We start from the raw sequence: 12,129 nt of genomic DNA, 5'->3' as shown, positions 1-12,129 counted from the left end.
TGTGGTCACAGAGTCTTTTAAACAAACTCTTAAATTGTACGACGAAGGTCTCGCACTGTATAAGAATAGAAAGTTCAAGGAAGCTTGGGAACTATTCAAAAAAGCAGTTGAGATCACTCCGAACGACGGGCCTTCTAAAAAATATATAGGACGCTGTGAAGCATTTATCGCGAATCCTCCACCTGAAGATTGGGATGGGGTTTTCGAGATGAAAACGAAATAATCTGGTATCATGTCAAAAAAAACCGCAACCGCATCCAAACCAAGCCGCACTGTAACCGAATTCGGGACGATCTCCACTGTATTAGGAAGAGAAACCCATTTTTCAGGAATTCTGAACTTCAAAAAACCTTTGGAGATCTCAGGTGAATTCCAAGGAGAAATAGAATCTGAAGGATTTCTATTGGTCAGCGAAGGAGCAAAGGTCAGAGCTAATATCAAAGCTGGGACCGTAATTGTTGGTGGGGAGATCACAGGCAACGTGATCGCTACCCAAAGATTAGAGATGCTTCCGAGTGGAAAAGTAAACGGAAACATCAAGACTGCAAAGTTACAAATCGCGGATGGAGTGATCTTCGAAGGCAACTGCGAAATGATCCTGCCTAATAAGGATTGACCCTTCGGTCCGACCTGAAAAATTGGTATCTGCCAGCCCGAAACGACCTATGGACGGCGGAAAAGCGGCCAAAATCGCATTAGCCATCTTATTAGGAACCTTGGCCGGAGCCGTAGTCGGAGTAATTATCGACAACGTTTTTGGGGTTCATATCCTCTCCGTCTACCTCTTACAAGAACCGGTTCGGCTGGAACTTTACGTAATTAAAGTCGAAGCACAAGTTACCCCTGCAAGTCTCTTGGGACTTGTGGCGACATTGTTCTTCGTACTAAAAAAGGGGTAAACAACTCATGTCAGTAATTTCCATGAAAAACCTTCTGGAAACCGGAGTTCACTTCGGTCACCAGACAAGAAAATGGAATCCGAAAATGGCTCCCTATGTCTTCACTGCAAGAAACGGGATCCATATCATCGACCTTCAAAAGACCGTTCAAAAAGCTAAAGAAGCTTACGACGCATTGAAGAAGGTTACTTCCGAAGGAAAAAAAGTCCTATTCGTTGGAACTAAAAAGCAAGCTAGAGGAGCTATCGAAAGAGAAGCACTTCGTTGCAGCATGTTCTTCATCAATAACCGCTGGCCGGGCGGACTTTTAACTAACTGGAATACAGTTAAAAAATCCATCGCTCGTTTGAAAAAACTAGAGGGAATGGAAACAGATAATACCTTCGAAAAAGAAGTAAAAACTAAAAAAGAAGTTTTATCTCTTCGTAGAGAGTTAGACAAACTCCGCAAAACTTTGGGCGGGATCAAGGACATGACCAGCATTCCTGAAGTTCTTTTCGTGATCGATCCTAAGAAAGAAGAGATCGCAGTTAAAGAAGCTCGTAAACTTGGTCTAAAAATTTTCGCAGTAGTTGATACTAACTGTGATCCTGAATTGATCGACTATCCAATCCCAGGTAACGATGACGCGATCCGCGCTATCTCCTTATTCCTCGAAACCATGTCTAACGCGGTAATCGAAGGAACAGGTGGAGTTGTTGAACAACCTCGCTTCAGCGAAGATCTGGATTCAGAAGCTCTTGCTCTGGAATACCAAGGTGAATACGACGAAAGTGGTAAGTTCATTATGGACGAGGATCCAGTTGCTTCTAAAAAAGAAGAAGCACCAGCGGCTCCTGCAGCACCAGCTGCAACTCCGGAAGCTCCTGCGGCTATTGAAATCGATAAAGGCGAGTAAGAAGGAAGATCATGTCAGCATCTACTACCGACCTTATTAAGGAATTAAGAGACCGCACCGGTGCGGGATTGATGGATTGTAAAAAAGCTCTTATCGAGAATAATAACGATCTAGACAAATCTGCGGATTGGTTGCGTGAAAAAGGGATCGCTAAGGCTTCTAAAAAAGCAGGACGCGTGACCAAAGAAGGAAGAAATATTTCCTATATCCACGGAGACGGAAAGATCGGAGTTCTACTCGAGCTCAACTCTGAAACTGACTTCGTTGCACGTAACGAGGCTTTCGAAGCTCTCGGAAAAGAGATCTGTCTGCAAATCGCAGCTATGGCTCCTCTATACGTAAGCGAAGAACAAGTTCCTGCAGAAGATATCGAGCGTGAAACTAAGGTTTTGGAAGCTCAATTAAAAGAAGAAGGTAAAAAACCGGAACAGATCGAAAAGATCATTCCGGGAAAAATCAAAAAGTATTTCTCTGAAGTATGTCTTTTGAACCAAGCCTTCATCAAGGATAATACTAAGACCGTTGACGATCTGGTTAAGGAAGCTATCGCGAAATTCGGTGAAAATATCATCGTAGCTCGTTTTGCTCGTTTCCAGGTAGGCGGCGCTTAAACCTTTGGCCGAAGAAACTTCTAAGTATAAGCGGATCTTAATTAAACTCTCCGGTGAGGCACTTGCCGGAGAGGGAGAGTTTGGGATTGATAGTAATAAAGCCCATTCACTCGCAGAAGAGATCAAGGAAGTTCATTCTTTAGGAGTAGAGATTGCTCTGGTAGTCGGAGGGGGAAACCTGATCCGAGGAGCAAATCTCGCTAAGGTGGGAATGGACCAAGCCACCGCAGATTATATGGGGATGCTTGCTACCATCCAAAACGCATTGGCTCTTCAAGATGCCTGTGAGAAAAAAGGACTCTATACTAGAGTTCAATCAGCAATCGATATTCATTCAATCGCAGAAAGTTATATCCGCCGCAGAGCGGTCCGACACTTGGAAAAGAAAAGGATCGTTATCTTTGCAGGTGGAATAGGTAATCCTTATTTTACTACTGATACCGCAGCAAGTTTAAGAGCCGTAGAAGTAGGGTGCGAAGTGATCCTAAAAGCCACTAAGGTGGACGGGGTTTACGAAGCGGATCCTAAAAAAGATCCAAGCGCTAAAAGATATACTCATATCTCCTTTATGGAATCCATCAAACGTAGATTGAAAGTTATGGATTCTACCGCCCTCAGTCTCTGTATGGAAAACAATATGTCAATAATCGTATTTGACATTTTTAAGCGGGGCAATTTAAAAGATTTGGTTCTCGGGGACAAAAAAATAGGTACCCTGATTTCTAACTCGGAGGATATTCGGATCGATGGCGAATGAAGAAGTAATCAACGCAATGAAGTCCAAGATGGATAAAACCGTGGAACTCTTAAAAAAGGATTTCGCGGGAGTCCGGACGGGCAGGGCTAACCCTGCATTGATCGAAGACCTTAGAGTAGAATATTACGGAACTCCTACTCCAATCAATCAATTGGGAAATATCTCCGCTCCTGAGCCTAGACTTCTGGTAGTTTCTCCTTATGATAAGGGAACTATGAAAGATATCGAAAAGGCAATCCAAGCTTCCGGATTAGGATTACAACCTACTAATGACGGGGTTGTGATTCGTATTATCATTCCGGAGCTTACCGGCGAAAGACGTAAAGAATTGGCAAAAGTGGTAAAATCCAAATCGGAAGAGAAGAAGGTCGCTGTAAGAAACATCCGCCGTGATGCTATGGAAGATCTTAAAAAACATTCCGAAGGAATTTCCCAAGACGAATTAAAAACTCTACAAGACCAGGTGCAAAAAATTACGGATTCTTATATAGATAAGGTATCTGCAATTACCGCTGAAAAAGAGAAAGAAATCACTACGGTCTAAGCTTGGCTTCTTCCAAAAAAAAAATCCCCCGTCACGTGGCCGTCATCATGGATGGGAACGGAAGATGGGCGACATCTAAAGGGCTTTCCAGATCCGAAGGACATAGAGCCGGTGCAGACGCAATCGATCGTCTCATGGACTCTAGTCTTTCTTTAGGTTTAGAAGTAGTCTCACTATACGCATTCTCCACGGAAAATTGGAAACGTCCGATCACAGAGATTAGATCCATATTCAATCTTTTGGTGGAATTTATAGATTCCCGTTTAGATAAGATCAACGCAAAAGGGATCAGAATATTACATTCAGGTTCTAGAAAAAAACTAAGCTCTTTGGTTTTATCAAAAATTGATCACGCTGCAGAGATCACCCGCAAAAACCGCAAATTAACTGTGAACTTTTGTTTAAATTACGGGTCCCAGGAAGAGATTTTAAACGCGTTTTCCAGATTGACGGAAGAAAGAAAGAAGAAGTCCATCTCCATCCAAAAACCGATCAGCGCAAAAGAACTCGAAAAATATTTGTATACGTATCCCCTTCCGGCAGTAGATTTATTGATTAGAACCGCTGGGGAGAGGAGATTATCCAATTTCCTTCTATGGCAATCCGCTTATGCGGAGCTTTTTTTTACTGAAAATCTTTGGCCTGAATTCGGAGACAAGGATCTGAGAGAAGCGTTGGATTGGTTCCGGGGAAGGACCCGAAAATTCGGAGGTTTAGAGAATGGGTGAAACTACAAAAAGGATCCTTTCCGCGGCTGTGCTCGTAGCCCTCTACCTGTTCATGATCTTTTACAGGGATTTTTATTATTTACAAACCCTGGCAATACTTCTGGTCGCAGGAGTAATAGGTCTGACAGAATTTTATAGGCTTTCCGATAGAGGCCAAGATGGAAGGCCTTTCAAGGGAACGGGGATATTCTTCTTTATTGTAATATTATTAATTTATTATTTTAGATTTGTAGCTTCTCAAAATAAATTCGAGCCGCCTATATTCTTCCAAACACATTTTAAACTGTTTGTGCCTAGTTTTGACGCTGTAACATTCTCCTTTATATTACTTTTCCTTTTCAGTTTCCTTCTTCAAATTTTGAGAAGACCACTGGATGGTGCAATTTTCTCAGTAAGCTCCACAATTTTAGGAGTGGTTTATGCCGCGCTCCCTCTCGGACATTTACTTCTTCTTTTGGGAATGAACCAAGGGATCTATTATGTGTTCTTAGTGTCCGTCGCAACTTTTATGACTGATGTGGGCGGATATTTCGGTGGGCGTTGGTTTGGTAGGAATCCAGCAGGTCTTGCAATCTCTCCTAAAAAAACCTGGGAAGGTTATGCTTCCGGGATCGTAGTTGCGATCGGTTCAGTATTCCTTTTAAATATTCTATGGGAAAGAAGTACAGGGGTTGCACCATTAGTTTCAGGTGCAGAAGTATTTTTAACTTCTTTAATTTTATCTTTCGTAGGAGTCATCGGAGACCTTTTGGAATCCGCAATGAAACGGGACGCTAAAGTAAAAGATTCCGGGAATTTGATCCCGGGTCATGGTGGAATTTTGGATCGGGCTGATGCGTTACTTTTAACGGTCCCTATCCTTTATTTTTATCTTCAGATCAAGGTTGCTCTGGGATTTCCGGTCTAACTAACTATATGAAAAGAGGCGTCTCTATACTGGGTGCCTCCGGATCGGTAGGGGAGTCCACTCTCAAAATACTCCGCCAATTTCCGGAAGAGTTTCGGCTAATATCTTTCAGCGTACATTCCAATTTACAAAAAGCGGAATCTATTGTGAAGGAATTCCAACCGGATGTTTTATGTATCAGTTCTGAAACTGCGGATAGAACTGTTCTGGGAAATAAGATCGGGAATACAAAGGTATTGTACGGATCTGAAAGTTTAGAAGAGATCGTTTCGGCTCCGGAAATAGAAACTGTTGTCACTGCAGTCGTCGGTGCGAGTGGAATCCGTCCTACTGTTGCTGCAATTCGTGCAGACAAAAAAATTGGGATCGCAAATAAGGAAACCCTGGTAAGCTGCGGACCTTATATCAAAGGTTTATTAGAAAATTCTAAATCGTATCTGGTTCCTGTAGACTCGGAACATAATGCACTTTTTCAACTTTTGGAAAATATGAAGAAGGATTCACTCGAAAGAATAGTTCTGACAGCTTCCGGTGGACCTTTTCGTAAACTTCCTATCGAAGATCTTCCAAAAGTAACGATTGAACAGGCACTAAAACATCCTACTTGGAATATGGGGCCTAAGATTACGATCGATTCTGCAGGGATGATCAATAAAGGATTAGAAGTTATAGAGGCTCATTTCCTTTTTGGATTTTCTTATGATAAGATAGGCGTTGTTATCCATCCCCAAAGTGTTGCTCACGGGTTGGTTGAGACAAAGGATGGAGCAAGTTTTGTATACGCTTCTTATCCTGATATGATCTTCCCTGTGGCACATTCATTATATTTTCCTAAAATAGTTCCGAAAGTTTTGAAAGCTCACCCTGCTACTTCTTGGGGGACTTTGGAATTTTTAGAACCGGATATGGGGAGATATCCAGGTTTGGCATTGGCCTATGAGGCGGGAAGAGCGGGCGGTACTGCTCCTTCTATCTTTAATGCCGCAAACGAAGTTGCTGTTGAATTATTCTTACAAGGTAAAATTCTTTTTACGGAAATCCCTTCTCTCATTCGAAATGTTTTGGAAAAAATTCCGAATTCATTTCCGGAAGATTTAGAAGGATATGAAGAAGCGGATAGAAAGGCCAGAGAATTGGCCTTCCATTTCTCTAAAGATAAGGTAGTGCATTTATGTTAGCAGATATTTTAGGCATCGTATTCATGCTGGCTCTTTGTATTTTTATACATGAGTTGGGGCATTTGATCATGGGTTGGGTTGTTGGTGTAAAGGCCAGGATCTTCTCCATTGGTTATGGAAAAGGAATTTGGAAAAAGAAAATTGGTGAGACCACTTTTCAAGTTACCGGGATTCCATTGGGCGGTTATGTTCTATTCAAGGGAGACGAAGGCGGAGCATTAAAAGGAGAGAAGGGAGAGTTTTTGTCCACTCCTCCTCTCAAAAGAATGATCCCGGTTTTCGGTGGGCCGCTATTCAATTTGATACTTGGTTTTTTTATCATCTTCGGTTTATATGCGATAGGTTATTCGCCTGCAGGGACTAAAATTTATATAGAGCCTGCTATTACCGAATATTCTTCGGGATACCAAGCAGGTTTAAGAAGTGGAGACAAAATTGTTTCCGTCAACGGAACCAAAACTGAATCCAAATATGAATTATTATCCGAACTTGGACTTGCTCGCGGAAAAGATATCCAACTCAAAGTGGAGAGAGAAGGAAAGGAACTAGAATTTCATTTTTCTGATCCTCAGATCGGAGTAGATTTCGCAGGAGAAAGACTTGTACAAGTGGACTTCGGATATGGATCCACACTCAGCCATTGGTTCTTGAAAAAACTTTCTTTCTTGGATCCGAATGGAGAAGCAGCGGAATATAGAAAACAAAGAGAAAGAAAGGCCGCATTAGATCCTAAACTTTCCCCTCGTGAACTTGCTTTATTAGAAGCAAGACTGAACAAAGAAGCGATCGAATCCAGGGCCTTAGATTATCTAAACGATGGGGACAGGATTTTATCCGTGAATGGGATCGAAGTCCATACAGTTCCGGAATTACAACGTACTCTCGGAAAATTCCAAAACGAAAAAGTAAAATTAGAAGTGGATCGTAAAACTTATCCGCTACTCAATCCATGGACTCGCGAAAAAGCGGAAGTAGAGATGACTCCTCTTGCTGCATTCGTTGTAGAATTAAAGGATGTTCGGGATAAAAAATATCCTGAAATTCCGATCAGCACGATCAGTCTCAGGAGCCATGATCCTGAAATTAAACTTAAACTTCTGAGTTTGAAAATGGACGGTAAGTCTTTTGCAGATCTGGAAGATTTCAAAAAGACAGTCCAATCTCAAATCGGCAAAAGAGTTCAGTTAGAAGTCCAAGGGCAGGTCTGGGATGCAACGCTCGGATTCTACCAAATAGGTCTTTTAGGTTTTACCGCTAAGATGCATGTAAAAGAGGAAAGTATGGACCGAAAACTTTCCTTCGGCGAGGCATTTTTACAATCAGGCAAAGACGTAGGAAAGATGATCAGCGATAACCTGAGAGGACTCGGGATGATCTTTTCGGGAAGATTAAAGGTAAAGGACAGTGTTTCCGGTCCTGTGGGGCTTGCTAAAGTTTCCGTTCAATTTTTAGAAGACGGTTTTTATTCTTACTTTCAGTTCGTGGCATTTATTTCGATCGCTTTAATGATAATGAATTTACTTCCGATTCCTGTGGCCGACGGTGGACATATCGTTTTTTTCACATACGAGGCGATCGCCGGTAGACCTTTGCCGATGGCTGTTCAAGAACAGGTTTTGAGATTAGGATTCTTCTTCCTTTTATCCTTGGGCCTCTATGTGACTTATCACGATTTCTTAAGATAATCGAGAGTCATGAGAGCATCTAAATATTTAGTACCTACGGAAAAAGAAAATCCTTCGGACGCGCTGGTCGCTTCCCATCGGTTAATGATACGCGCAGGCCTGGTTAGAAAATCAGGCTCAGGATTTTATTTTTTCCTACCATTAGGATTACGTATCCTTAAAAAAATAGAAAACATAGTCCGTGAAGAAATGGACGCAACCGGTGCATTGGAATTCGAACTTCCGATCATGACACCTTCCGAGTTTTGGGAACAATCAGGAAGATGGAGCATTATGGGGCCGGAAATGATGAGAGTCAAAGATCGTCATGACCAATGGTATGCTCTTGGCCCAACTCATGAGGAATCTTTTTCTTATTTAGTAAAACCTCTACTGAAATCATATAAGGATCTGCCTATCAATGTGTATCAGATCCATACTAAGTTCAGAGACGAGATCCGCCCTAGGTTCGGAGTGATCCGTTCCAGAGAGTTTATTATGAAAGATGCATATTCTTATCATTTGGATGAAGCTTCTCTGGATGCTACTTACCAAGATATGAGAACTGCTTATCGAAAAATTTTCCAACGTTGCGGTTTGAAAACAATTCCAGTCCAAGCGGATTCTGGAACAATGGGCGGTTCGGCTTCCGAAGAATTTATGGTGGTTTCTCCAATTGGAGAAGAAACGCTACTTCTTTGTGGAGACTGTGGTTATAATTCTAATAGCGAAAAAACTCCTTTTATTGCAAAGGCAGAAGATTCTCCTAAAGGCCCTAAGGACAAAAAGGAAGTGGCGACTCCCGGTAAAAAATCCATCGAAGACGTTGCTTCTTTCTTAAATGTTCGCGCTCAGGATACTATTAAGGCAGTCGCTTTTCAGAATGGAAAAGAGAAACTGTTGGTATTCCTACGTGGGGATCTAGAACTAAATGAGCATAAGCTTAAATCTTATTTAAAATGGTCCGACCTGGACATGATCCCAGAACCTGAATTAAAAAATTCTAATTTAGTTCCCGGGTTTATCGGACCTTCCGATGTGGGCGCCGGGTTTAAGGTGATTTTAGATTCTTCTATCCGAAAAGATGGAGCCTATATTGTAGGTGGAGGAAAAGAAGATTTCCATATACAAGGATATGTTCCTTCTTCCGAGATCAAGATCCCATACGAAACTGCAGATGTGGCTTTAGCAAGAGAAGGGGACCCTTGTCCTACTTGTGCAAAAACACTTAAAGCAGAGAAGGGTATTGAAGTAGGTCATATTTTCAAACTTGGAGATAAATATACCAAGTCTTTCCAGATCCAAGTATTGGACCAACAAGGTAAGGCGAAAACTCTTACTATGGGCTGTTACGGTATTGGTGTGAACCGAACCATGGCCACAGTAATAGAACAATGTAATGATGAGAACGGGATCTATTGGCCAATCAGTATTGCACCTTTCGAGATATCTCTTGTTACAATTGCAAAGGGTGCAGAACAGGAAGCCAAAGCTTTGGAATTTTACGAAAATCTAAAGAACGAAGGATTTGAGGTTTTCTGGGATGAAAGAGACCTCGGACCTGGATTTAAGTTCAAGGATTCTGAACTAATCGGCTTCCCAATCCGGATCACTGTAGGTAAAAAGTTTTTCGAATCTGGAGAGGTCTCAATCTACAATCGTAAATTCAATAAAGATGAGACTTTCAAATTCACAGACTTTGATGATCTGAATACAAGAGTAGAAAACCTACGTCAGGAATTATACCAGGAGTTGTTGGGAGATTAATCCCTTCAAAAACTGTCATGGCTAAAGAACGCAGCTTCACTGAAAAAGAAGGTTACTTCGGAGATTTTGGAGGAAGATATTCCCCTGAAATTCTGACCGAAGCATTGATCGAGTTGGAAGATACTTACAATAAACTCCGTAAGGATAAAAAATTCCAAAAGGATCTGGAGTTTTATAGAAGGAATTATATAGGAAGACCTTCTCCTCTGACTTATGCAGAGAAACTGACTAAGGCCTGGGGTGGAGCTAAAATTTGGCTGAAGCGAGAGGACTTGAATCATACAGGCGCTCATAAGATCAATAATACGATCGGCCAGGCGCTTATCGCAAAGGCAATGGGCAAACGTAGGATTATTGCAGAAACAGGAGCAGGCCAACATGGTGTGGCGACTGCAACTGTGGGTGCATTATTTGAATTTGAAACTGCTATTTTTATGGGAGAAGAAGATCTCCGACGCCAAAAACTGAATGCGATCCGCATGCAGATGCTTGGCGCAAAAGTGATAGGTGTTTCTTCCGGGACCGCTACCTTAAAAGACGCTACTTCGGAAGCAATGAGAGATTGGGCATTAAATGTTTCTAATACTCATTATATAGTAGGTTCCGTAATCGGGCCTCATCCTTTTCCTACAATCGTTCGCGATTTCCAAAAAGTGGTGGGTGACGAGTCCAAAAAACAGTTCAAAAAAGAAAACGATAAACTTCCTGATGCTGTCGTTGCTTGTGTAGGCGGCGGTTCTAATGCAATGGGAATGTATTATGCATTTCTAAATGATAAAAAAGTAAAATTATACGGAGTGGAAGCCGGGGGTAGGGGATCTTCTCCCGGAGAACATTCTGCCACAATGCTTTTTGGTAAGACTGGATTTTTACATGGTACCAAAACATTGGTTATCCAAGATGACGGTGGCCAGGTAGTTCCTGCGCATTCTGTTTCAGCTGGATTAGATTATCCTGGTGTTGGACCTGAACATGCTTATTTACATTCTTCCGGAAGAGTAAAATATGAAACTGTTTCCGACCAAGGAGCCTTGGACGCATTCATGGAAGTATGTAGGATAGAAGGTATTATCCCTGCATTAGAAACTGCTCATGCTTTCCGATTTGCCAAAGATCTTGCGAAAGATCTTGGAAAGAAAAAAGATATTCTGATCTGTCTTTCTGGAAGAGGAGACAAGGATGTGGCAGAAGTAGCAAGACTTGTCGGTCTTTCTCAAGGAGATTTGATTTGAGCGCAATTAAGAGCGTTTTTTCAGATTCAAAAAGCGCATTCATTCCTTATATTTCTTTAGGAGATCCTAACTACGAACTATGTGTAGATTGGGCGGATGCACTTATCAGAGGTGGCGCTGATATTTTAGAACTTGGGATCCCATTCTCGGATCCAGTCGCCGATGGACCAGTAATACAAAAAGCATTCAAACGTGCTCTTTCGAATCCATTCTCCATGGATACAATTTTGGAAACCACTGAAAAGATTCATTCTTTACACCCTCATATTCCTCTAGTGTATCTAACGTATTTCAATCCTATCTTTCATTACGGTTTTGAAAAGTTTGCCGAGAAAGCAAAGATTGCAGGTATCCAAGGTATGATCATCCCTGATCTTCCATATGATACCCCAGAGACAGACGAATTGTTCAAGTCATTGAAAAGAAGAGGAGTGGATCTGATCCATTTGGTAACTCCTGCGACTCCTTTGAATCGTATGAAAGGAATTAGAGATTTTGCTTCCGGATTTATCTATTATGTAACTTCTTACGGAGTAACAGGCGAAAGAAAATCCATCTCTTCCGATCTGGAAGATAGGATCAAAACTACTAAAGAAGTTTTTTCCCTTCCTGTAAGTGCTGGATTCGGGATCTCGGCCCCTGACCAGGCAAAAGAAATTTCTGGGTACGCTGACGGGATCATCATAGGTTCTGCAGTGCAAAGGATCATAGAAGAGAATGGTTCTAATCCTAGTCTTTGCAGAAAAAAACTGGAAGAATACGCACAATCGATTTCCGGTTCTTTGAGAGGAAAAAACCTCTAAAACTCTTTTTCCTAGTCGATATTTTCTTTCCTGAATTGGGAAGAAAATTGACGAAACCGTCCCGGTAGAGAGAATCAATGATATAATTTCGGATCTCGGAACAGAGTTTAGGCAGTTCCTCGAGAGGCAATTTTCTGAGAT

14 protein-coding genes are annotated in these 12,129 nt (G+C 41.7%); all 14 read left to right on the top strand.

Annotation, left to right across the window (positions count from 1 at the left end):
- Nucleotide 1 precedes the first annotated feature (1 nt).
- From CH377_RS13040 to trpA, 14 genes are read left to right on the top strand one after another with little or no spacing between them, the layout of a single operon-like run.
- Complete coding sequence (locus CH377_RS13040; RefSeq protein ID WP_008592471.1) at nt 2–223, top strand: tetratricopeptide repeat protein; 222 nt, start codon at nt 2–4, stop codon at nt 221–223.
- 9 nt (nt 224–232) lie between these two features.
- Nucleotides 233–616 (top strand): bactofilin family protein, encoded by a 384-nt coding sequence (locus CH377_RS13035; RefSeq protein ID WP_100724226.1) that lies wholly within the window; start codon nt 233–235, stop codon nt 614–616.
- Between the two features lie 22 nt (nt 617–638).
- On the top strand, nt 639–899 hold the full coding sequence (locus tag CH377_RS13030; protein WP_199775842.1) for a hypothetical protein: 261 nt from the start codon (nt 639–641) through the stop codon (nt 897–899).
- A 7-nt stretch (nt 900–906) separates the two neighbouring features.
- A complete protein-coding gene (rpsB, locus tag CH377_RS13025) occupies nt 907–1,797 on the top strand; it encodes a 30S ribosomal protein S2 (RefSeq protein WP_100724225.1) in 891 nt (296 codons plus the stop codon).
- Between the two features lie 11 nt (nt 1,798–1,808).
- Nucleotides 1,809–2,408, top strand: coding sequence for a translation elongation factor Ts (gene tsf / locus CH377_RS13020; protein ID WP_100724224.1), 600 nt, complete (start codon nt 1,809–1,811; stop codon nt 2,406–2,408).
- Between the two features lie 4 nt (nt 2,409–2,412).
- Complete coding sequence (gene pyrH / locus CH377_RS13015) at nt 2,413–3,165, top strand: UMP kinase (RefSeq protein ID WP_008592152.1); 753 nt, start codon at nt 2,413–2,415, stop codon at nt 3,163–3,165.
- Entirely contained in the window at nt 3,155–3,709 is a 555-nt protein-coding gene (frr, locus tag CH377_RS13010) for a ribosome recycling factor (protein WP_100707850.1), read from the top strand. Before pyrH ends, frr begins: the two co-directional genes overlap by 11 nt.
- A 2-nt stretch (nt 3,710–3,711) precedes the next feature.
- Entirely contained in the window at nt 3,712–4,437 is a 726-nt protein-coding gene (locus CH377_RS13005) for an isoprenyl transferase (RefSeq protein ID WP_100724223.1), read from the top strand.
- A complete protein-coding gene (locus tag CH377_RS13000; RefSeq protein WP_100724222.1) occupies nt 4,430–5,344 on the top strand; it encodes a phosphatidate cytidylyltransferase in 915 nt (304 codons plus the stop codon). The genes CH377_RS13005 and CH377_RS13000 overlap by 8 nt, the downstream gene beginning before the upstream one ends.
- 8 nt (nt 5,345–5,352) lie before the next feature.
- Nucleotides 5,353–6,522, top strand: coding sequence for a 1-deoxy-D-xylulose-5-phosphate reductoisomerase (gene dxr / locus CH377_RS12995; RefSeq protein WP_100724221.1), 1,170 nt, complete (start codon nt 5,353–5,355; stop codon nt 6,520–6,522).
- Nucleotides 6,516–8,207, top strand: coding sequence for a site-2 protease family protein (locus CH377_RS12990; protein WP_100724220.1), 1,692 nt, complete (start codon nt 6,516–6,518; stop codon nt 8,205–8,207). Before dxr ends, CH377_RS12990 begins: the two co-directional genes overlap by 7 nt.
- Before the next feature lie 9 nt (nt 8,208–8,216).
- Nucleotides 8,217–9,953: a proline--tRNA ligase gene (locus CH377_RS12985; RefSeq protein ID WP_100724219.1), complete on the top strand. Its 1,737-nt coding sequence runs from the start codon at nt 8,217–8,219 to the stop codon at nt 9,951–9,953.
- A 17-nt stretch (nt 9,954–9,970) separates the two neighbouring features.
- Nucleotides 9,971–11,185 (top strand): tryptophan synthase subunit beta, encoded by a 1,215-nt coding sequence (trpB, locus tag CH377_RS12980; RefSeq protein WP_100724218.1) that lies wholly within the window; start codon nt 9,971–9,973, stop codon nt 11,183–11,185.
- Nucleotides 11,182–11,988 carry a tryptophan synthase subunit alpha gene (gene trpA / locus CH377_RS12975; protein ID WP_100724217.1) on the top strand — a complete coding sequence of 269 codons (807 nt, stop codon included), beginning with the start codon at nt 11,182–11,184 and terminating at the stop codon, nt 11,986–11,988. Before trpB ends, trpA begins: the two co-directional genes overlap by 4 nt.
- The last annotated feature ends 141 nt before the right edge of the window (nt 11,989–12,129 follow it).

It is taken from the genome of Leptospira haakeii (assembly GCF_002812045.1).
Taxonomy (GTDB): Bacteria; Spirochaetota; Leptospiria; order Leptospirales; family Leptospiraceae; genus Leptospira_B; species Leptospira_B haakeii.
Note: the sequence above shows the minus strand (reverse complement) of the source record. Positions and strands in the feature narration are given on the sequence as shown.

What these genes read in the sequence shown, in the direction of transcription:
- rpsB (WP_100724225.1), top strand. Translation starts at nt 907, where the DNA reads ATGTCAGTAATTTCCATGAAAAACCTTCTGGAAACCGGAGTTCACTTC.
- trpB (WP_100724218.1), top strand. Translation starts at nt 9,971, where the DNA reads ATGGCTAAAGAACGCAGCTTCACTGAAAAAGAAGGTTACTTCGGAGAT.
- frr (WP_100707850.1), top strand. Translation starts at nt 3,155, where the DNA reads ATGGCGAATGAAGAAGTAATCAACGCAATGAAGTCCAAGATGGATAAA.
- tsf (WP_100724224.1), top strand. Translation starts at nt 1,809, where the DNA reads ATGTCAGCATCTACTACCGACCTTATTAAGGAATTAAGAGACCGCACC.
- CH377_RS13035 (WP_100724226.1), top strand. Translation starts at nt 233, where the DNA reads ATGTCAAAAAAAACCGCAACCGCATCCAAACCAAGCCGCACTGTAACC.
- CH377_RS13000 (WP_100724222.1), top strand. Translation starts at nt 4,430, where the DNA reads ATGGGTGAAACTACAAAAAGGATCCTTTCCGCGGCTGTGCTCGTAGCC.
- CH377_RS12985 (WP_100724219.1), top strand. Translation starts at nt 8,217, where the DNA reads ATGAGAGCATCTAAATATTTAGTACCTACGGAAAAAGAAAATCCTTCG.
- dxr (WP_100724221.1), top strand. Translation starts at nt 5,353, where the DNA reads ATGAAAAGAGGCGTCTCTATACTGGGTGCCTCCGGATCGGTAGGGGAG.
- CH377_RS12990 (WP_100724220.1), top strand. Translation starts at nt 6,516, where the DNA reads ATGTTAGCAGATATTTTAGGCATCGTATTCATGCTGGCTCTTTGTATT.